The sequence below is a fragment of the Marinobacter sp. UBA3607 genome (assembly GCF_002375525.1).
GTDB classification, from domain to species: Bacteria; Pseudomonadota; Gammaproteobacteria; order Pseudomonadales; family Oleiphilaceae; genus Marinobacter; species Marinobacter vinifirmus.
This window is the reverse complement of sequence record NZ_DFLY01000025.1, coordinates 59,469-78,541: the sequence shown is the minus strand read 5'-3', so window position 1 is coordinate 78,541 and position 19,073 is coordinate 59,469. Positions and strand designations below refer to the sequence as shown.

The following is a 19,073-nucleotide window of genomic DNA, read 5'->3' as shown; positions in this document are numbered from 1 at the left end:
CTTCGGCACATCCATGTGACGCTTGAGCTCCGCCATCCCTGGCTCCGCACAGTTTCGGAAGGCCCCACCAGCCCCTGCTTCTCCTATCGTGTCTCGCCCGGTTTCGGTCGCCGAACGCGAATGCTCGACAAGCAGGCCGAAGCTAAGTGATAACTCTTACGTAATCGTAACCTGTCAATAATTGTAAAATTGAAGTTACGTGTTAGTCTTTCGTCTAATTCTCCAAGTCGAGAATAGCCACCTGATTTTCCAGCCAATTAGAACCAAGAAGAAATGGGACCACGTGAAATGAGAGGCAAGCCAGACATCATCCGCACCATCGTACTGATCTTTGCGGTCGGCCTTGTCATTACCGGGTTTACGTCACTTCAGGCTTCAGAAGACAAACGCTCTGCCAGAGACGTTCCTGTGACCAGCTTCGTACAGCCAGCCAGTCAGGGCTTGAACCGGTAACGACCCTTATCCGTTACCACCCCGTGTAACGGCACATCCCACGGCTCGATGGGCAGCTCCCTTACCTTCTGGAAATCATGGGCCAGGCCAATCAGCTTGGGCGCCATGCCCGGACGAATACGGCTGAAGGCGAACGTGCGGTCGTAAAAACCGCCGCCCATGCCCAGCCGCCCCCCGCTTTCATCAAAACCTACCAGCGGAAACAGCACAGCATCCAGTGCCCATGCCGGCCTGCGCCTTGATTGCGGGAACGGCGGTTCGGGAATGCCGAAGCGGTTAGCGCTAAGCCGGATGCCGTCGAAATAGGGGCTGAATACCAGCTTGCCCGGGTAGATCGGGTGCAGGATCGGCAGGTAAAAGTGGATGCCTTTGCGACGAGCCAGGTCAATGTACAGGTGTGGGTCGATCTCGCCGTCGTTGGCCAGGTAGATGCCGATGTGCCGGGCGCGGTGCAGGTCCGGATGTTTCAGAAGGTTCAGAGCCAGCTGTTCAGAGGCTTGCTGCTGTTGCTCAAAACTCAGGGACCGGCGCTTGCGGCGCAAATGCTTGCGAAGTTCGGTGCGGGACAGGGTGTCCAAAATAAAGCTTCCCGGGCTGCCGTTATCGGATGTAGCCCTTGAACCCAAAGTTCAAGGTCGGTGGCCGCTGTGACATATCAGGCTTTCCCCCGTGGGGGACATGCTCACAATGCCCTGAAGTAGCCACCTGGGTAGTGCGCATCGGCTCGAGGACGTACCCGACCAGCGAACAGCCCAGGAAGTTGAATCCATTATACGGGCAGGGCCGGGGCCGATTGCAACCCCATTCCGGAAAGTTTCCGGAATCAGTTGCCGGAACTGCCCCCAAGGGCTTCGTCCAGGCGGTTGTCCATGGCTTTCAGGAGGCTGCTGGTGGCGTCAGACATGGTGTCACGCTCCAGCAGTTCGTGAGTAATATTCAGGGCAGCCATGACGGCAATGCGCTCGGTGCCGAACACTTTGCCGCTGGCCCGGATTTCCCGCATTTTGCTGTCCAGGTGCCGGGCTGCGCGCAGCAGGGCCTCCTGCTCTTCCAGCGGGCAGGCCACCAGGTATTCCTTGTCGAGAATCCGGACTTCAACGGTGGTTGACTGCTGTGACATCAGTGGTGCTCCAGCGCTCTCAGGCGGCCGATCATGGCTTCAATCTTGTTTTTGGCAAGATCGTTCTTGTGCATCAGCTGGGCCCGTTCCCGGTTCCAGTCGTCCTGCAGCTCGCGCAGCAGGGCGTTATCCTTCTCGAGCTTTTTGCAGCGTTCAATCAGTGTGTCCAGCTTGTCCGCTAATGCCTGTACTTCGGACTGTTCCATGACGTGCCCAATATGAGTAATTTGGATGTCGGTAACTATAAGTGCCCGCACCATAACGGTCAATTTACCGCATTGTCATGGCGCCGGCGCCGTGAAGCCTGTCACTTTCAGTGGCAGGTCAGCTGCCGCCGGATCCGGCAAATCCCAGCTTGCGGCTCTTTTGCCAGCTGCGCAAGGCCGGGAGTAACGAAACCACGAATGCCGCCACCGGTACCAAGCCCAGCAGGAGCCATTCTGCCCGGTTCAGGCCGCGAAGTCCGATCTGTATGCCGTACTGGTCCAGCAGCCAGGGGCCCAGGCCGGCAATGGCGCCGGCGCCCAGCAGCAGCGCCAGGGCACAGGCCGCCAGGGCCAGTACCACACACTCAAAGCTGTACAGCGAGGCAATCAGGATGGGCGGGGCACCGGTAGCCCGTAACACGGCCACTTCCTGCTGGCGCTGGGCCTGAATGGTCAGCAGCACCGCAATCAGGCCGGTCAGGCTGGTAATGACCACAAACGCGCTGATGCCCAGCAAGGCTTTCTCAAACTGGCCCATCATGCGCCACAGTTCGCTCAGGGCAACGCCCGGCAGAATGGCGGACAAGGGCTCCTCGCGATACTGGTTCAGCTCCCGTTGCAGCTGGAAGGTGAGTATCGGCTTGTCCAGCCCGATAAACGCCGCGGTAATGGCGTCTGGCTCGAAGGAGCGGGTCTTTGCCTTCTCTTCTGTCAGGGTTCGGCCGGGCAGGGCAATGCCGGATTCCCAGCCCACGTGGATGGCTTCCATGGCTTCCAGGCTGATGTAAACCGCCTGGTCTACCGGGGTGCCGGTAGGCGCCAGAATACCGGACACCGTAAACGGCAGGTCGGTATGGTTGGCAAAGCTGGTGCGTCCACCCCCGTGGGACAGCACAACACGGTCGCCAGTCTGGTGATTGAGCTGGCGGGCCACGCCGGCGCCCAGCACCACATCGAACAGATCGGTGAACCAGTGGCCGGTTGTCAGCTCCAGGGGCTGATCGTTGCCATATTGGAAGCGCTTAATGAACTGTGCGTTAGTGCTTACTACCCGGTAACCCCGGTAGCTGTCGCCCAGTGAGACCGGAACCACCCAGTCTATACGCTTGTCCTGTGCCAGCTTCTGGTAAGTGGACCAGCGGATGTTGTTGGTGGCATCGCCAATATGGAAGACCGAATACAGCAGCAGGTTCAGCTGGCCGCTGCGGGCACCAACAATTAGGTCTGTTCCGCTGATGGTGTTGGTAAATGACTGCCGGACTTCAGTGCGAAGATACTGGATTCCGAGCAGTAGCGTGACGCTCAGGGTAAGGGTAAGACAAACCAGCGCCAGTACCTTGCGCCGGTACCACAGGCTGGCGGTTGCCAGGGAGAGTGCCAGTCGGACCTTGCTCACGGCGTACCTCCCAGGGCCAGCTGATGGTGGAAGTGGCTGGCCAGGCTCCTGTCGTGGCTGACAAACACCACCGAGCATTGCCGTTCCCTGGCCAGCGTCAGCAGAAGATCCAGGAAGCGGTCGCGGTTGTCGGTGTCCAGGGCGGAGGTTGGCTCGTCGGCCAGAATGATTTCCGGCGCGCCGATCAGCGCCCGCGCGGCGGCCACTCGCTGCTGCTGGCCGATGGACAGATTGGTAACCCCGTGGTGCCAGTGGCTCTCGGGGATGCCAAGTTCCTTCAGCAGTTCGCTGGCTGCGGTATCCGGGTGCCGGTCGGCACGGGCCCGGCGCAGCGCCGATAACCGGCAGGGCAGGGTCACATTGGCCAGCGCACTCAGGTAAGGCACCAGGTTGAACTGCTGGAAGATGACGCCCATATGGTCAGCCCGGAAGCGATCCCGGGCGCCGGCCCTCATGGCACTGGTTTGCCGCCCCAGCAGGCTGACCGAACCGGTTTGCGGCGTCTGCATGCCGGCCAGCAGGCCCAGCAAGGTGCTTTTGCCGGTGCCACTGGGCCCGTGCAGAAACAGGTGTTCGCCTGCGGCCAGGGACATGTCAGGAAAAACGAGCGGCTGTTCCCGGCCTGGCCAGCGAAACATCAGGTCTCGGGTCTCTATGGCCGGGCAGGCCGATCTGGCGGTTGCTGTACTGCTGTTCATATCGGTCTGGTCGGTTGCGTTGTATGATGTGGGCCGTGTTGTGAATCACCCCGATTGGAGATGCCGTCCATGCCAGTGTATCCGAAGTCCCGGGCATTGTTTGCCTGCCTTTTGCCGCTGATGTTGCTGCTGTCATTATCAGCCCGGGCCGAGCTCCGGGAAATCGACTGGCTGGAACTGATGCCGGCCGAAGACCTGGCATTGCTGGAAAGCATGCCTGAGGTGGAGCACGAAGGCGGCGGCCCGGTTTTGTTGCCCGACGAAATCATGACGGGCCGGGTTGTGCCGGAAATGGGCGATGTCGAAGGCCGCATTCCGGGCTTTGTAGTACCCCTGAAAACCACCAGTGACATGCGCATCCTCGAGTTCTTCCTTGTGCCGTACTACGGCGCCTGTATCCACGTACCGCCACCACCGCCGAACCAGATTGTCCATGTGAAGTACAGCGAAGGCTTCACCCTGGAAGCCCTGTACGATCCGGTCTGGATCGAAGGCAAGCTGGTGATTGAGCGTACCGAAAACGACCTGGGTACTTCGTCTTATTCCATGGTGGCGGAGTCTGTAGAGCGTTATACCGAGTAAGTTTACTGCCCCGGCCGGAAACGGTTGTCGGACCGGGTCAGCCGGGTGCCACCCTGGCCCTGTGCGGAAACCCACTGCACATTCAGGTGCTCCAGAGTCGGGAAAGCGTCGAGTATGGGGGCGGTGAAGGCGGAAGCATCTGGCAAGGCGTCGCATCGCATGCTCTGGGTGATTTCCAGGTCGGAATGGTTTGCGTGGGCGTCCTGGTCATGCCGTTGGTCATCGTGAGCTTCGTGCCCTTCCCAGCCGGTATGCAGTTCCGAAGTGGTCACCCGGCAGTTGCCTCCTTCGGTGTTGATCAGGGCATTCGCGGCCACCCATTCGCGCAAACCGTCCAGTTTCTGCCGCTGTTCCTTTGTGCGGGGCTGGTGTTCGAAGCCCAGCAGGTTCCAGGCCGGCGACTCCAGCAACAGGTCAATCTGTTCACCGGCAAAGGCAACCTGGAGTTCGGCATGGCCATGCTGGTGAGCGGCCGGGTTATCCTGTGCCATGGCAGGTGCCGTAACGGTTGCCAGGCCAAGGGCGAGGATCAGTCTGGGGGAAGCGGACAAGGGCAGGCGCTTTCGCATCGGGGGAATCTCCGGTGTTTTGATATGTTATAACATTTTTCTCCTTTGGCCCGGTAAAAGCAAGTGCCGATCTGGCCGGCCCGTGCCAGCACAGCGCCGTAATGCTAGGATAGACACCTCAAACAGACGGAGCGGCCGGGCAATGGCCCCGGCAGTCTCCCCCGAAACAGGAACCGGTTTTTTCATGTCTGAAAGCGATACTTCAGGTGCCGCCCGCGCTGCCGAATTCGAACGTTGGGCTAACGTCTTCACGGCCCACAAGGCCTTCAGCCACCCCTCCGAACTGCACGGTGTTCTCTGTGGTCGGCTGGCGGCCGGCACCCGTATTGAAGAACAGCAGTGGCTGGCCATGGTGTGCGAGCACATGGGGCTGGCGGATCAGGCCATGGAAGAATCGGATGACCTGGCGCCGTTTATGTACGGTGCCTACGAGAAAACCCTGGCGCAGCTGCAGTCCAGTGAGATGACCTTCCAGCCCCTGCTGCCGGATGACGACTATGCCATCGAGCAGCGCCTGGAAGCCCTGATCGCCTGGGTGCGAGGTTTCCTCGAGGGCATGGCCCTGGCGGCCGGTGCTTCGCTGGGGCAGGCTCCGGATGAAATCCGTGAACTGATTGAAGACATGGTTGCCATCAGCCAGCTGTCGGAAGACGAAGAGTCCGACGACGAAAGCGAGCAGCAACTGCTGGAAATCACCGAATACGTCCGCCTGGGTGCCCTGGCGGTGTTTACCGAATTCAATGAGCCGGAGAAACCGGCTGGCGCAACGCCCACCCTGCACTGATCAGGAGACAGCATGGCCTCAATGATTCCGATGAAAGAATTCGCCGACCGCCGCCGAAAACTGATGGACCGGATGGCTCCGGACAGTATCGCCATTCTGCCGGCAGCGCCGGAGCGTGTGCGTAACCGGGATGTTCTGCATCCGTTCCGCCAGGACAGCGACTTTCAGTACCTGACCGGGTTTGGCGAGCCGGAAGCGGTATTGGTATTGATTCCGGGCCGGGAACACGGCGAGACCGTGCTGTTTTGCAAGGAGCGTAATCCGGAGAAAGAACTCTGGGACGGTTTCCTGGTGGGCCCCGAGGGAGCCATCGAGCGCTATGGCCTGGACGATGCCTTCCCGATCGGCGATATCGACGACATCCTGCCAGGCATGATTGAAGGCCGAAGCCGGGTGTATTACCCGCTTGGCAAAGACCCGGTCTTCGATAACCGGGTGATGGACTGGGTGAAGGTCATCCGTAGCAAGGTGCGGGCCGGTGCCCATCCGCCGGGTGAGCTGGTGGCCCTTGAACACCTGCTGCACGACATGCGCCTGTACAAGAGTGCGGCCGAAGTCAAAGTGATGGCCAGGGCCGGGAAAATCAGCGCCGAGGCTCATTGCCGGGCCATGAAGCGGGCCCGCAGGGGTGGCTATGAGTACAACCTGGAAGCCGAGCTGATCCACACCTTCATGGAACACGGCGCCCGCTCCACGGCCTACCCTTCCATCGTGGGTGGTGGCGCTAACGGCTGTATCCTGCACTACATCGAGAACAGCGCACCGCTGAAAGAGGGCGACCTGGTGCTGATCGATGCCGGCTGTGAGCTGGACTGCTACGCTTCTGACATTACCCGCACCTTCCCGGTCAGCGGCAAGTTCAGCCCGGAACAGACAGCTCTGTATAACGTGGTTCTGGATGCCCAGTACGCCGCCATTGATGCGGTGCGCCCCGGTAACCACTGGAACCACCCCCACGAGGCAGCCCTGAAGGTGCTGACCCAGGGGTTGATAGATCTGGGGCTGCTGTCCGGCAGCCTGGACGATGCCATTGCCAGTGAAGCCTACAAACCGTTTTTCATGCACCGCACCGGCCACTGGCTGGGGCTGGATGTGCACGATGTGGGCGACTACAAGGTAGGCGATGCCTGGCGCCAGCTGGAACCGGGTATGGCGTTGACCGTAGAACCCGGGCTGTACATTGCGCCGGATAACGAGAACGTAGAGGAAAAATGGCGCGGTATTGGCATTCGCATCGAAGACGATGTGGTGGTAACCAAAGACGGTTGCCGCGTGCTGACCGACGCGGTGCCGAAAACCGTGGCCGATATTGAAGCCCTGATGGCGGATTGAGCCTGTGACTGAACCCCGGATGGATACCGACCTGATTATTGCCGGTGGCGGCCTTGCCGGCGCCACTCTGGCGCTGGCGCTGGCCCGCGTGGTGCCGGAATTGCGGGTGACCGTGGTGGAAAGTTTTCCGCTCTCGCCCGATGCCCTGCCGGACGACTACCAACCCAGCTACGACGCCCGTTCCACGGCGCTGGCCTGGGGCTCCCGGCTGATCTTCGAAGAGCTGGGTTTGTGGGCAGCGTTGTCGGAACACGCCACGCCCATCCGGAATATTCATGTGTCTGACCGGGGCCGGTTCGGCGCCACCCGGCTGGATGCTGCAGATCATGGCCAGCCGGCTCTGGGTTATGTGGCGGACAACCGCTGGATGGGGCTTTGCCTCATGCGGGCGCTGCTGGAAACCCCGGTAAGCTGGCAGGCGCCGGCAGAAGTGGTTGGCATGACGCCGATCCCCGGTGGCGTTAAGGTCAGCATCCGTAAAGAGGGTGAAGAACAAGCCCTGACCGGCCAGTGCCTGGTGGTGGCCGATGGCGGCCGTTCCGGACTGCGGGAACAGTTGGGCTTTGTGACCCGAACCGAAGACTACGGCCAGAATGCATTGATTGCCAACGTGTCCACCAGCGATTCGCACGGGTACACCGCGTTCGAGCGTTTTACCGATTCCGGCCCCATGGCCCTGTTGCCCCATGGTTCGCCGGTGCGGGCCGAGAACCAGTCTGCGCTGGTGTGGACGCTGACTGACAGCGCGCTGGAACACATACTGTCGCTGTCTGACGATGAAAAATGCCGGCAGCTGCAGGAGCGGTTCGGCTGGCGTCTCGGGTGCTTTACCCGCATCGGGCAGTGCAATCATTACCCGTTGAAGCTGGTGACTGTAGACGAAGCCGTGCGCCCCGGCGTGGCCCTGGTGGGCAACGCCGCCCATGCCCTGCATCCGGTGGCCGGGCAAGGCTTTAACCTGGCCCTGCGTGGGCTGGTGACGCTGGTGGAACAGTTCCGCAAGGCGGTGGATGCCGGTGTGTCGATCGGTGACCTGTCTGTACTGGGTGAATACCAGCGTCTGCATCGCCAGGACTGGCAGCAGACAGTGCAGTTCTCCGATTCCCTGATCCGTGTTTTCGGGCAATCCCTGCCACCGCTGGCTGCCGCCCGGGATGCCGGCCTGGTCGGGCTGGACCTGGTGCCCGGAGCCAAGCGCTGGTTTGCACGCAAGGCCATGGGTACCGGTGGCCGCAAGCCGGTGATTTCAGCCGCTGAGTCTTTGCAGGAGTCCGAACACCATGACCGCTGATGCCCCAACACAGCAATTCGATATCCTGATCGTCGGTGGCGGCATGATCGGCTCCGCACTGGCCCTGGGCTTGTCCCGACAGGGCTGGCAGGTGGGCCTGATTGAAGGTGCCCCGGCCGCAAGCCTGATGGCCCCGGCCGAACCCGCGAACTCGGTTGACGACTTTGAGCCCCGTGTCAGCGCGATTTCCCTGGCCAGCCAGCGCTTGCTGGAAGAGCTGGGAGCCTGGCCGAAGGTACAGGCCAGCCGCCACTGTGGTTATCGGGAAATGACCGTGTGGGACGGTGACGGCACTGGCCGTATTCATTTCGATGCGGCTGAATTGCACGCCCGCAGCCTTGGCACCATCGTCGAGAACCGGAACATCGTTCGTGCCCTGTTCGAAAGCCTTTCAGACAGCTCGGTAAAGTTGCTGGATGGCGTGCGGGTGAAAGCCTGGAGCCGGGAGCAGGGTGTGGAACTGGAAGACGGTCGGCGCCTGGTTGCCAGGCTGGTGGTGGGCGCAGATGGCGCGCTTTCGCGCTTGCGCCAGTGGAGCGGCCTGGCAACCCGGGAATGGGATTACGACCAGCAGGCCATCGTGTGTACCGTCCGCACCAGCCAGAACCATCGTTACACGGCGTGGCAACGGTTTTCTCCCACCGGGCCACTGGCCTTCCTGCCGTTACTGAATGAAGCCGGGGATGAACACTTCTGCTCCATTGTCTGGTCCCAGGACACCTTGGAAGCCCGCCGCCTGATGGCGCTGGAGACCGAGAGTTTCCGGAAGGAGCTGGAAGCTGCCATCGAGCGGGAGCTGGGTGAGGTGCTGGCGGTTTCCCGGCGCTTTGCCTTTCCCCTGCGCCAGCGCCACGCCAAGGATTACATCGCCGATGGCCTGGCCCTGGTGGGCGACGCCGCCCATACCATCCACCCGCTGGCCGGGCAGGGTGCAAACCTGGGCTATGGCGACGTGCGTGCGTTGCTGGAGGAGCTTGGGCGAGCCAGGGCACTTGGCCTTGCTCCGGATGATGCCTCCGTGCTGGCCCGTTATCAGCGCCGGCGCAAGGGTGAGAACCTGACCATGATGGCGGCGATGGAAGGTTTCAAGCAGCTGTTCGCCCGGGATGAATTACCCGTGCGCTGGCTTCGGAACACCGGCATGCGCTGGCTGAACCAGCTGGCGCCGCTGAAAAACCGCATTGCCGCGGAGGCGATGGGCATTGATGCCTGACGTGTCCGGTTCTGGGTACCCGGAACTGTTTTCCCGCTCCGGGTTTTCGTAAACTTCGGTCTTTCCCTTCTTGTCGAATTAACAAAGGAACTGTTTATGGCCGGCTCCAGCCTGCTCGTTTTAATCGATGACATTGCGACCGTCCTGGACGATGTCGCGGTCATGACCAAGGCCGCCACCAAGAAGACCGCAGGTGTGCTCGGGGACGACCTGGCCCTGAACGCCCAGCAGGTAACCGGCGTAAAGCCGGCCCGTGAAATACCTGTGGTTTGGGCGGTGGCCAAGGGTTCGTTTATCAACAAGGCGATCCTGGTACCGGCGGCACTGGCCATCAGCTTCTTCGTGCCCTGGCTGATCACCCCTTTACTGATGCTGGGCGGCGCTTTCCTGTGCTATGAAGGTTTCGAAAAGCTGGTGCACAAATTCCTGCACAAGGAAGAAGAACAGAGGCACAGGGAAGAACTCCGGGAAGCGCTGAAGAAGCCGGAAGTGGACCTGAAAACGGTCGAGAAAGACAAGATCAAAGGCGCTGTTCGTACCGACTTTATCCTCTCCGCAGAGATCATCGCCATCACGCTTGGCACCGTGGCGGGCAAGGGGTTCGGAATGCAGTTTGCGGTGCTGACGGTGGTGGCGCTGATGGTCACCGTGGGGGTTTATGGCCTGGTAGCGGGTATTGTGAAACTGGATGATGCCGGTCTCTACCTGAGCCAGAAAGCGAGCGCCATGGCGCAGAAAGTGGGGCACGGCATACTCTGGCTGGCGCCCTGGATGATGAAAACCCTGTCGGTACTGGGCACCATTGCCATGTTCCTGGTGGGTGGCGGTATTCTGACCCACGGCATTCCGGCGGTGTACGACGCCATTCACCATGTGGCCGGCATGGTCTCATCGGTGCCGGAGGTGCTGGTCACCACGCTGGGGGATGGCCTGTTCGGGTTGCTGGCGGGGGCTGTTCTGGTACTGGTGATCACACCGGTCTCGAAACTCTGGCAGCGCAAGGCGGCGTAACCTTCTCACGCCTGTCAGCTCACAGGCAGGCGTCAAACAACCGGCTGACCAGCACCGGTACAGCGGTTTCCACCCGCAGGATACGGGGGCCGAGGTGCACGCTCTGGCAGCCGGCTTCTTCGAGTTTACCCACTTCGTAGTCGGTGAAGCCGCCTTCCGGGCCGATGCACAGGGCGGCGGGTTCGTTCAGGTGGTTGGGGCAGGGCGCTGCCATGCCGGGGTGGGCGACCAGTGCCCGTTTTCCTTCCAGCAATGCCGGTAATTCGTCTTCCACGAAGGGTTTGAACAGTTTGCGGATATGCACCAGTGGCATCACCGTGTCCTTTGACTGTTCCAGGCCCAGCGTGAGGTTTTCCCTCAGGTTGTCGTCTGACAACCAGGGCGTTTGCCAGAAGCTCTTTTCCACCTTGTAGCTGTTGATCAGCCAGATATCTTTCACGCCCAGAGAGGCGCAGGTTTGCAGCACCCGGCGGAACATCTTGGGGCGTGGCATGGCAAGGATCAGGGTCAGCGGCAGGGCGGCCGGTGGCGGGGTGTCCAGTGTTAGCTGCAGTTCCGCTTCGGAGTCGTTAAGCTTGAGCACTTCACCGTACCCCATCAGGCCGTTGACCCGGCCCACCGGAATGCAGTCGCCGGCACTGGCCTTGAGTACGGTTTTCAGGTGTTGCAGCCGGCGGCCCTGAAGCCGGGCACGGTCCGGGCTGACGAAGTCTTCGTCCAGCAGCAGGGCCAGGTTCATCAGGCTTCCGGTTCGTCTTCGGCGACCTGTTCACGCTCGCGGTAGGCCAGGCGGCCAAAGATGATGCCGAACTCGAACAGAATCCACATCGGCACCGCCAGCAGAGTCTGGGAGATGATGTCTGGCGGGGTCAGCAGCATGCCGATAATAAAGCAGCCGACGACCACGTAGGGACGCTTGGCGGCGAGATCCTGCGGCGTGGTGGCGCCGGTGAGGATCAGCAGTACGGTAGCAATGGGAATCTCGAACGCCACGCCAAAGGCGAAGAACATCTTCAGCACGAAGTTCAGGTAGCTGGTGATGTCCGGCAGTTCCACGATGCCTTCCGGGCCGATGGCGGTAAAGAAACCGAACACCAGCGGAAACACCACGAAGTAGGCGAAGGCGGCACCGGCATAGAACAGGATGACCGAGGTGAACAGCAGCGGGAATGCCAGCCGCTTTTCATGGGCGTACAGGCCCGGCGCCACAAAACTCCAGAGCTGGTACAGGATGACCGGGATGGCGGCAAACACTGCCAGCACCAGGGCCAGTTTCAGGGGCGCAAAGAACGGCGAGGTGATGTCGGTGGCGATCATCATCTGGCCCACCGGCAACAACTCCCTCAGGGGCTGGGACAACAGCAGGTAGAGATCGTTGGCAAATGGGTAGATAACGGCGAAGCAGATAATCACTGCCAGCACCATTTTCAGTAATCGGTTACGCAGCTCGAGCAAATGCTCGATCAGGGGCATCTCCTGTTGTTCAGAAGACGCTTGATTGCCGTCTGGCTTGGCATTCATGAACGATGATCCGGTGAACTCTCAGTCGATGGGCCGGGCTCGGCGTCGGCGCTGGATGTGGTGTTTCCCTGATCCGCCGGGGCTGTCGCCGAATCCGGGCTGCTTTCCTCCGGCTTGTTAACCCGGCGGGTAGCGGGAGCCGGGCGGGTTTTCCTGGAGCCGTCGTCCAGGATCATGTGCTCGTACTTCTTGGCCTCATCCAGGGCGCCTTTGACCGTCTTCTGCACATCATCCAGGCCGACATCGCCGGCCTTTTTCAGCTCCTTGCGCAACTCTTCGGCTTTCAGCTCGCGGTCCAGTTCAGAGGTGAACTGACCAACCATACGCCGGGCGCCGCCAATCCAGCGGCCAGCCGCCCGTGCAGCGCCGGGCAGCCGTTCAGGGCCCAGCACCAGCAGGGCAATAATGCCGCAGATCAGCAGCTCAATGAAGCCGATATCGAACATTCAGTGGTTGCTCAGCTCTGCTTTTCCTTGGGCTTTTCTTCGGCCTGGGCCTGTTCGGCTTGCTGGCCCTCCAGGTTATCCTGGTCAGCCTGCTTCTTTTCTTCTTCGTCACTCATGGATTTCTTGAAGCCACGAATAGCACCGCCGAGATCGGAGCCGATATTGCGCAGTTTCTTGGTTCCGAACAACAGGATAACGATGCCGAGTACGATAAGAAGTTGCCAGATACTGATACCCATGAGGGTTCCTCGTTCAATTGTTTCTGTTACGTGACATTGTACGCCAACGATTACCTCAGGCGGAAATCCCCGTTAGGGGTACTCCCTCAGGATTGCCGTGACGCTTTTTCTTCCAGGCCGGAGAGGTCGAACCGGTTGGCCAGCTCATCCAGGATATCCTGCGGGCCCAGGCCCAGGCTCGACAGCATGACCATGCTGTGGAACCACAGGTCTGCTGTCTCGTATACCACATCCCGGGTTTGTCCGGAATGTTCGGCATCCTTGGCGGCCAGCAGGGTTTCGGTGCACTCCTCGCCAACCTTCTCCAGAATCTTGTTCAGGCCCTTGGCATGCAGGCTGGCCACATAGGAGGTGTTCGGGTCTGCCTCTTTTCGGGCTTCCAGCACATGCGCCAGGCGCTCCAGTACATCGCTCACGGTGTCTGCTCCTCAGTTGCTGCCGTAGATGGCGTTCGGGTCTTTCAGTACCGGTTCGGCACTCACCCACTGGCCATCTTTCAGGGTCCGGTAAAAACAGCTACGCCGGCCAGTATGGCAGGCAATGCCACCTTTTTGTTCGACTTTCAGCAGGATTACATCGGCATCACAGTCCAGGCGGATATCCCTGAGCACTTGCTGGTGCCCGGAGCTTTCGCCCTTGCGCCAGAGTTTGCCGCGGGAACGGGACCAGTACACCGCCTGGCCTTCCTGAACGGTCAATGCCAGGGACTCCCGGTTCATCCAGGCCATCATCAGGATGTTGCCGTTGTCGGCGTCCTGGGCGATGGCCGGTACCAGGCCGTCGTCTGTCCATTTGATGTCGTCCAACCAGTCAGGCTGTAAGACGTTATCGGGGGAATCTTGCATTTGTGTGAATCCTGAAAATCTTTGTGTTCACCGGCTACCCCGGAGCATGACGCCTGCGGCTGCGGCAAGCAATGCCCAGCTCCACACCGGCATGTCGGTCACCAGTTGCTGTGCCTGCGGATGGCTGCTGCCCACGGCAATCACGGCCAGTACGGCGGCGATAAAGCCCCGGCGCCAGCGCCGTTCACTGCGCAGCTGCTGCTGTTTCATCAGCTCCAGTGTTGCCCGGTTCTGCTCTTCGGTCGGGCCGCTGCCGCGCAGCTGTAACAGGGCATCGTGCACCAGTTGCGGCATCTCCGGAGACTGCTCCAGCCAGGACGGCAGGTGCGTTTGTAGCGACTTGACCAGGCCGGCCGGGCCGATACGCTTGCGCATCCAGTCCTCAAGGAACGGCTGGGCGGTACTCCACAGGTCCAGCTCCGGATACAGCTGGCGGCCCAGACCTTCCACGTTCAGCAGGGTTTTCTGCAGCAGCACCAGCTGCGGCTGCACTTCCATGTTGAAGCGGCGGGCGGTCTGGAACAGGCGCAACAGGAAGTGGCCGAAGGAGATGTCTTTCAGTGGCCGCTCGAAAATAGGCTCGCACACGGTACGGATGGCGGCTTCGAATTCGTTCACCCGGGTATCCGGTGGTACCCAGCCGGACTGGATGTGCAACTGCGCCACCTGGCGGTAATCCCGGCGGAAGAACGCAAGCAGGTTGCGGGCCAGGTAGCTTTGATCGTCCGGGGCCAGGGTGCCGACAATGCCGAAATCGATAGCAATGTATTTCGGGTCTGCGGGGTTGGAGATGTCCACAAAGATATTGCCCGGGTGCATGTCGGCGTGAAAGAAGCTGTCCCGGAACACCTGGGTGAAAAAGATCTCGACGCCTTTCTCAGCCAGCACCTTCATGTTCACGCCGGCGTTTCTCAGGGTATCCACATCGGCAATGGGAATGCCGTGGATGCGCTCCATCACCAGTACGGACTTGCTGGTGTAATCCCAGTCGATGAAAGGGATGTAAATCAGCTTGGAGTTTTCGAAGTTGCGGCGCAGCTGGCTGGCGTTGGCGGCTTCGCGCTGCAGGTCCAGTTCGTCGTGGATGGTGGCATCGTAGTCGGCCACCACATCCACCGGGTGCAGGCGCTTGCCTTCAGACCAGTACTTTTCCAGCAGCCCGGCCATCAGGTACATCAGGCCCAGGTCCTGGCGGATAACCCTTTCGATGCCGGGGCGCAGCACTTTTACCACGACCTTCTGGCCATTGGGCAAGGTGGCGGCGTGTACCTGGGCTACCGAGGCCGAGGCCATCGGGTCCGGGCTGAATTCCGCAAACAGTTCTGACACCGGTGCGCCCAGGGACTTCTCGATAATGCCCCGGGCCTGGTCGCTGGGGAAGGGCGGCACTCGGTCTTGCAGCTGTTTCAGGGATTCGGCCATGTCATCGGGCAACAGGTCCCGGCGGGTAGAGAGAATCTGGCCGAATTTAACGAATACCGGCCCCAGCTCTTCCAGCGCCAGGCGCAGGCGGTCGCCGCGGCTCAGCTTCGGTTGCGGAAACAGGTGCCAGGGCGCCAGCAGGAAAAAGACCTTCAGGGGCGTGGGCAGTTCCGACAGGGGCAGAAACGTGTCCAGCCGGTAGCGGCAGAATACCCAGGCAATTCGGAACAGGCGTTGCAGGCGGGTCACAGGGTCTCCGTATCGTTAATGCTACCGGGTGCTGCCAGCTGGTTCAGGCGAGCTTCCAGCCGCTCGGTGCGCAGGTTCAGCTCGTCGATGTCCTGAAAGGTGGCTTCCAGTTCGCGCCGGCCGGGCAGGGTGCGGCTTTCTTCGTGGATGTATTCCTCCACGTTGGCGTTCATGGTGCTGACCGCCTGCTGGCTCCATTTCGCGGCATTCCTGATACGCTGGCCCAGAAAGTGCGCGGGCACATCGCCGATGTGCCGGGCCATGGCGGCTTCCCAGTCGGGCTGCAGCTGATTCAGGGCCCGCTGGAACTGGTGGGCCAGGGCGGTGTCGCCCTGTACTTGCAGGCGCTCGTCGGCAAAGACCCGGTCATCACCCAGCGCCAGGGCCGCGAAGGCAACCGGCCGGCCGCTGATCTCCAGTGCGGGGTCGTCTGCGGGCTGGCTGCGTACCTGTACCCTGTCGGCCACGGGTTCCAGTGTCCAGCTCATGGCCACCGGTGCGGTCAGGCTGAACTGAACCGGCCCGGCCAGTGCCTGCATCAGGCCCTTGTGGCCGGCAGGATCCAGCTCCAGGGCCCGGTTCAGCGCAGCTTCGATAATGGCGCTGATAGCAGACAGCAGGGTAGGGCCGGGAAACATCAGGGCTTGATTCCCACGTGCAGGGCCACGATGCCGCCGGTCATGTTGTAGTACTTGCAGTTCACCAGGCCGGCGTTTTCCATCATGCCTTTCAGGGTTTCCTGGTCCGGGTGCATGCGGATGGACTCGGCCAAGTACTTGTAGCTCTCGCTGTCACCGGCAATCAGCTGGCCCATCAGGGGCAGGGCGGTGAAGGAGTAGGTGTCGTAGGCCTTGCTCAGCAGCGGGTTGGTGGGCTTGGAGAATTCCAGCACCATCAGCTTGCCGCCGGGCTTCAGTACCCGGGCCATGTCGCGCAGGGCCTGGTCTTTGTCGGTGACGTTACGCAGGCCGAAGGCAATGGAAACCGCCTGGAAATTGTTGTCCGGGAACGGCAGGTGTTCGGCATCGGCCTGGACATATTCAATGTTGCCGGCATAGCCCCGGTCGGTCAGGCGGCTGCGGCCTACCTGCAGCATGGAGGCGTTGATATCGGCCAGCACTACCTTGCCGGACGGGCCTACCAGGTCGGAGAATTTCATGGTCAGGTCGCCGGTGCCACCGGCAATGTCGAGCACCTGGTGGCCGGGGCGAACACCGCTGAGCTCGATGGTGAAGCGTTTCCACAGGCGGTGGATGCCCATCGACATCAGGTCATTCATGAGGTCGTATTTGCCGGCCACGCTATGGAAAACCTGGGCTACCTGGCTGGCTTTCTGGCTCTTCGGTACATCGCGGAACCCGAAATGGGTGACGTCGTCCTGGCCGTTGCCGGGAGTGCCCGGTGCTTGCTGCTCGCTCATGGGTGTTCGTCCTGTCAGAATCTAAGGTAGGTATTCTAACCTTTGAGGGGTTGGCTACAAGTTTATTGCCGGCTTACACTGTAAAACCGTTTCCAAATCACCGAGAAAACTGATTCATGTCTGTTATCGATATCCATCGCGCCCATTCCCTGGACAAGGCCCACGCCCGAGAGGCCGCCGAAACCCTGGCCAAGGACTTGTCCCGGCAGTTCGACGTTAACTATCAGTGGGAAGGCGACCTGCTTAAATTCAAGCGCAGCGGCGTGAAAGGCCAGCTGGACATTGCCGAGACCGACCTGCATATCCGCCTGGAACTGGGCATGATGCTGCGGCCGTTCAAATCCCGCATCGAGCAGGAAATTCATTCCCAGCTGGACCAGATCATCCAGGCCTGACCGCTACAGGTCACCCGGCAGCGTAAACGGCTCCGGGTGGCCTTTCAGTATGTTCTCCATTACCTGCCTTTCCCGGCTGATCAGCCGCTCGATCAACAGATCCACCTTGTCCATTTTCCGGAAAGCGCTGTAACCCCGGTGCAAAAAGCTGTGCAAATCGCCCAGTTCCGCCATTTCCGCCGGTCCCCGGGTCATCGACAGCAGCCAGCCCAGTGTGCGGTTGCGTACATAGCGGTCGAGCTGCTGGCCGGTATCGGAAACCAGTTCCAGCTGCCGGTGCCGTGCCGGAAGTTGCCCGCTGGCCCGGTAGCCTTCGCACCAGGCTGCGGCGGTTATCGAGCCGGTATCCAGGCCTTGCCGGTCAAACCATTCGGCCAGTTCCAGGTCCAGGCTTTGGGTCAGCAGGTTCAGTTCGACCAGGCCGGCAAAGGTGGCCAGCAGGTGGTCGGGCAGCCACTTCACCATTTTCGGGAATACACGGTCGATGTTGTCGTCGCGGCGGGTCATGCCGGCCGGGGCGTAGAGGTCGGTCAGCAGGAATTCCAGGCCGGTGTGATAGCCGGGGTGGCGGTACAGGTCCTGGTGGGTAGTTTTCAGGCGCTCGGCCTGCCAGTCGGCAATCCGGCGGGTGTCGTCCAGCAGCGGGCTGGCAGCTTTCAGTTGCCGGAAGTCGTGGTACTCAAGCAGCAGACGCTTGAGCCTGTGGGCGTTTTCTGACTGCACTTCCGTTGCGACCAGGCGCTCACGATACATGCCGGGACTCCATCACACTGAACCTGAAACCGCGCAGTTTAACGGAGCCCCGCAGCTGGTGCACCCGGAATCGGGGCCAGGAATTCAGCCCTGTGCGGCGGCCGGCAGGGTTTCAAAGCCCGGCACCCATTCCTTGCTGTCCAGGGTGATGAAGTGGCTGGGTGCCCCGGTTTCAACAATCCGCATGGTGGTAGGGCTGGAGCGGGCGCTGGCCAGCATGGCGGTGCGGTCCAGAATGCGGTCGGTGCCGGGAATCAGGAAGGTGCCATGGCGCACGTGCTGGTACACGGAGCTGTCTGTTCGGGCCATCCACTCCATGATGTTCTCGATGTTGCGAACAATGGTGAGGTGATCCTTGGTGGCGTAGAACAGTTTGCCCAGAAGCTGGCGCTTGCGCGGGTTCATCTTGCCGAAGAAGGTCTGGCCATAGGCCGACTGCGGGGCACTGTTGATCAGGCGGATCAACCAGGGCCACATACCGTGGCTGACCGGTTCCAGAAGCGTGGTTACCAGGGCGTGCAGTTTGCCCTGGGGCAGTACCGGGGCTTCCAGCACGACTTCCGCGTCTTCATAGAGTTCCGGCCACTGGCGGATGGCTTCCAGAATAACCGCGCCACCCCGGGAATGGCCGTGCACCCGGATGTTGCGGGTGGTGGGCAGGTTCTGTAAGGCCTGGTTGAGGATGCAGGCATCGTATTCGATGGTGCCTTCAAGGTGTTTGATGGGCACTTCCCAGTCCGGAGTTTCAGGCGTTACGCCATTCACCGGTATGTGGTAGTTGCTGCAAGTGAGCAGGATCAGTTCGGTTGTGGGGGCGTCGTAGGCCTGGGTGAAGTAGCAGTGGTTTTCCAGAAAGCCGTGTACGCCGATCACGGTCTGTTCTGCCGCGCCGCTGTGGTTCCGCACAGACACAGCGCCCTTGCCAACCCGGAATACCCGGCCGGAAAACATTTCCGAATAGGCGTTTTCGATGGGTTTGATCAGCTTGCGAACATGACTGGCTTTCATTGTTCATCTCCCCCCGGCACAGCTTCAGGCTTTTTTTGGAATTGGATAGCCGGTTTACCTTTTGTACCCCGATCGGCGTGCGGGTGTAGTGGCACCAGTGCCCGGATTTTTGGTGATTCG

Annotated in this window: 25 protein-coding genes and 1 other RNA gene; 8 read left to right on the top strand and 18 right to left on the bottom strand. The window is 60.9% G+C overall.

The features are described from left to right. Positions 1-288: 288 nt before the first annotated feature. Entirely contained in the window at positions 289-453 is a 165-nt protein-coding gene (locus B2589_RS09710; RefSeq protein ID WP_022988356.1) for a hypothetical protein, read from the top strand. On the opposite strand, the gene B2589_RS09705 is transcribed toward B2589_RS09710, so the two are convergent. The 6 genes from B2589_RS09705 to B2589_RS09680 all read right to left on the bottom strand — a co-directional run bounded on the left by B2589_RS09705 (position 435) and on the right by B2589_RS09680 (position 3,873). Continuing rightward, positions 435-1,031, bottom strand: a complete 597-nt coding sequence (locus tag B2589_RS09705) for a 5-formyltetrahydrofolate cyclo-ligase (RefSeq protein WP_286816434.1) — start codon at positions 1,029-1,031, stop codon at positions 435-437. The genes B2589_RS09710 and B2589_RS09705 overlap by 19 nt on opposite strands. Positions 1,032-1,035: 4 nt before the next feature. Then, positions 1,036-1,215, bottom strand: a non-coding RNA gene (gene ssrS / locus B2589_RS09700) — 6S RNA. A 61-nt stretch (positions 1,216-1,276) separates the two neighbouring features. Next, positions 1,277-1,573 (bottom strand): cell division protein ZapA, encoded by a 297-nt coding sequence (locus tag B2589_RS09695; RefSeq protein WP_022988353.1) that lies wholly within the window; start codon positions 1,571-1,573, stop codon positions 1,277-1,279. After that, positions 1,573-1,779 (bottom strand): TIGR02449 family protein, encoded by a 207-nt coding sequence (locus B2589_RS09690; protein WP_022988352.1) that lies wholly within the window; start codon positions 1,777-1,779, stop codon positions 1,573-1,575. The genes B2589_RS09695 and B2589_RS09690 overlap by 1 nt, the downstream gene beginning before the upstream one ends. A 118-nt stretch (positions 1,780-1,897) precedes the next feature. Then, positions 1,898-3,175 (bottom strand): ABC transporter permease, encoded by a 1,278-nt coding sequence (locus B2589_RS09685; RefSeq protein WP_286816433.1) that lies wholly within the window; start codon positions 3,173-3,175, stop codon positions 1,898-1,900. Further along, positions 3,172-3,873, bottom strand: coding sequence for an ABC transporter ATP-binding protein (locus B2589_RS09680; protein ID WP_414673950.1), 702 nt, complete (start codon positions 3,871-3,873; stop codon positions 3,172-3,174). The genes B2589_RS09685 and B2589_RS09680 overlap by 4 nt, the downstream gene beginning before the upstream one ends. 69 nt (positions 3,874-3,942) lie before the next feature. Here B2589_RS09680 and B2589_RS09675 point away from each other — a divergent pair, with 69 nt between their 5' ends. Continuing rightward, the gene (locus B2589_RS09675; protein ID WP_286816431.1) at positions 3,943-4,455 is read left to right on the top strand and encodes a DUF3299 domain-containing protein; all 513 of its coding nucleotides are present in this window, start codon (positions 3,943-3,945) and stop codon (positions 4,453-4,455) included. A 2-nt stretch (positions 4,456-4,457) separates the two neighbouring features. Here B2589_RS09675 and B2589_RS09670 read toward each other — a convergent pair whose 3' ends face one another. After that, positions 4,458-5,024, bottom strand: a complete 567-nt coding sequence (locus B2589_RS09670; protein WP_286816430.1) for a ZrgA family zinc uptake protein — start codon at positions 5,022-5,024, stop codon at positions 4,458-4,460. Positions 5,025-5,208: 184 nt separating this feature from the next. Between B2589_RS09670 and B2589_RS09665 the strand changes: the two genes are divergently transcribed. The 5 genes from B2589_RS09665 to B2589_RS09645 all read left to right on the top strand — a co-directional run bounded on the left by B2589_RS09665 (position 5,209) and on the right by B2589_RS09645 (position 10,655). Further along, entirely contained in the window at positions 5,209-5,808 is a 600-nt protein-coding gene (locus B2589_RS09665; RefSeq protein ID WP_036219211.1) for a UPF0149 family protein, read from the top strand. Positions 5,809-5,820: 12 nt separating this feature from the next. Further along, positions 5,821-7,140, top strand: coding sequence for a Xaa-Pro aminopeptidase (gene pepP / locus B2589_RS09660; protein WP_286816429.1), 1,320 nt, complete (start codon positions 5,821-5,823; stop codon positions 7,138-7,140). 4 nt (positions 7,141-7,144) lie between these two features. Next, a complete protein-coding gene (gene ubiH / locus B2589_RS09655; RefSeq protein WP_286816428.1) occupies positions 7,145-8,431 on the top strand; it encodes a 2-octaprenyl-6-methoxyphenyl hydroxylase in 1,287 nt (428 codons plus the stop codon). Further along, the gene (locus tag B2589_RS09650) at positions 8,421-9,644 is read left to right on the top strand and encodes an FAD-dependent monooxygenase (protein WP_286816427.1); all 1,224 of its coding nucleotides are present in this window, start codon (positions 8,421-8,423) and stop codon (positions 9,642-9,644) included. The genes ubiH and B2589_RS09650 overlap by 11 nt, the downstream gene beginning before the upstream one ends. A 96-nt stretch (positions 9,645-9,740) precedes the next feature. Beyond that, positions 9,741-10,655 carry a DUF808 domain-containing protein gene (locus B2589_RS09645; RefSeq protein ID WP_286816426.1) on the top strand — a complete coding sequence of 305 codons (915 nt, stop codon included), beginning with the start codon at positions 9,741-9,743 and terminating at the stop codon, positions 10,653-10,655. Between the two features lie 19 nt (positions 10,656-10,674). Here B2589_RS09645 and B2589_RS09640 read toward each other — a convergent pair whose 3' ends face one another. From B2589_RS09640 to ubiE, 9 genes are all read right to left on the bottom strand, one after another. Continuing rightward, the gene (locus tag B2589_RS09640) at positions 10,675-11,394 is read right to left on the bottom strand and encodes a 16S rRNA (uracil(1498)-N(3))-methyltransferase (protein WP_286816425.1); all 720 of its coding nucleotides are present in this window, start codon (positions 11,392-11,394) and stop codon (positions 10,675-10,677) included. Beyond that, on the bottom strand, positions 11,394-12,176 hold the full coding sequence (tatC, locus tag B2589_RS09635) for a twin-arginine translocase subunit TatC (protein WP_199458152.1): 783 nt from the start codon (positions 12,174-12,176) through the stop codon (positions 11,394-11,396). The genes B2589_RS09640 and tatC overlap by 1 nt, the downstream gene beginning before the upstream one ends. Continuing rightward, complete coding sequence (gene tatB, locus B2589_RS09630; protein ID WP_022988340.1) at positions 12,173-12,622, bottom strand: Sec-independent protein translocase protein TatB; 450 nt, start codon at positions 12,620-12,622, stop codon at positions 12,173-12,175. Before tatB ends, tatC begins: the two co-directional genes overlap by 4 nt. Before the next feature lie 11 nt (positions 12,623-12,633). Further along, positions 12,634-12,861, bottom strand: coding sequence for a Sec-independent protein translocase subunit TatA (gene tatA, locus B2589_RS09625; RefSeq protein ID WP_022988339.1), 228 nt, complete (start codon positions 12,859-12,861; stop codon positions 12,634-12,636). Positions 12,862-12,947: 86 nt separating this feature from the next. Continuing rightward, the gene (locus tag B2589_RS09620; protein ID WP_022988338.1) at positions 12,948-13,277 is read right to left on the bottom strand and encodes a phosphoribosyl-ATP diphosphatase; all 330 of its coding nucleotides are present in this window, start codon (positions 13,275-13,277) and stop codon (positions 12,948-12,950) included. 12 nt (positions 13,278-13,289) lie between these two features. After that, complete coding sequence (gene hisI, locus B2589_RS09615) at positions 13,290-13,706, bottom strand: phosphoribosyl-AMP cyclohydrolase (RefSeq protein ID WP_286816424.1); 417 nt, start codon at positions 13,704-13,706, stop codon at positions 13,290-13,292. 27 nt (positions 13,707-13,733) lie between these two features. Continuing rightward, positions 13,734-15,377 (bottom strand): ubiquinone biosynthesis regulatory protein kinase UbiB, encoded by a 1,644-nt coding sequence (gene ubiB, locus B2589_RS09610; protein ID WP_022988336.1) that lies wholly within the window; start codon positions 15,375-15,377, stop codon positions 13,734-13,736. Then, positions 15,374-16,015, bottom strand: coding sequence for a ubiquinone biosynthesis accessory factor UbiJ (locus B2589_RS09605; protein ID WP_286816423.1), 642 nt, complete (start codon positions 16,013-16,015; stop codon positions 15,374-15,376). The genes ubiB and B2589_RS09605 overlap by 4 nt, the downstream gene beginning before the upstream one ends. Next, entirely contained in the window at positions 16,015-16,797 is a 783-nt protein-coding gene (gene ubiE, locus B2589_RS09600) for a bifunctional demethylmenaquinone methyltransferase/2-methoxy-6-polyprenyl-1,4-benzoquinol methylase UbiE (protein WP_058341856.1), read from the bottom strand. Before ubiE ends, B2589_RS09605 begins: the two co-directional genes overlap by 1 nt. Before the next feature lie 116 nt (positions 16,798-16,913). Between ubiE and B2589_RS09595 the strand changes: the two genes are divergently transcribed. Next, a complete protein-coding gene (locus tag B2589_RS09595; RefSeq protein WP_058341855.1) occupies positions 16,914-17,192 on the top strand; it encodes a polyhydroxyalkanoic acid system family protein in 279 nt (92 codons plus the stop codon). Between the two features lie 3 nt (positions 17,193-17,195). On the opposite strand, the gene B2589_RS09590 is transcribed toward B2589_RS09595, so the two are convergent. Further along, on the bottom strand, positions 17,196-17,945 hold the full coding sequence (locus tag B2589_RS09590) for an FFLEELY motif protein (protein WP_022988332.1): 750 nt from the start codon (positions 17,943-17,945) through the stop codon (positions 17,196-17,198). Positions 17,946-18,029: 84 nt separating this feature from the next. Next, the gene (locus tag B2589_RS09585; RefSeq protein ID WP_286816422.1) at positions 18,030-18,953 is read right to left on the bottom strand and encodes an alpha/beta hydrolase; all 924 of its coding nucleotides are present in this window, start codon (positions 18,951-18,953) and stop codon (positions 18,030-18,032) included. Positions 18,954-19,073 lie beyond the last annotated feature (120 nt).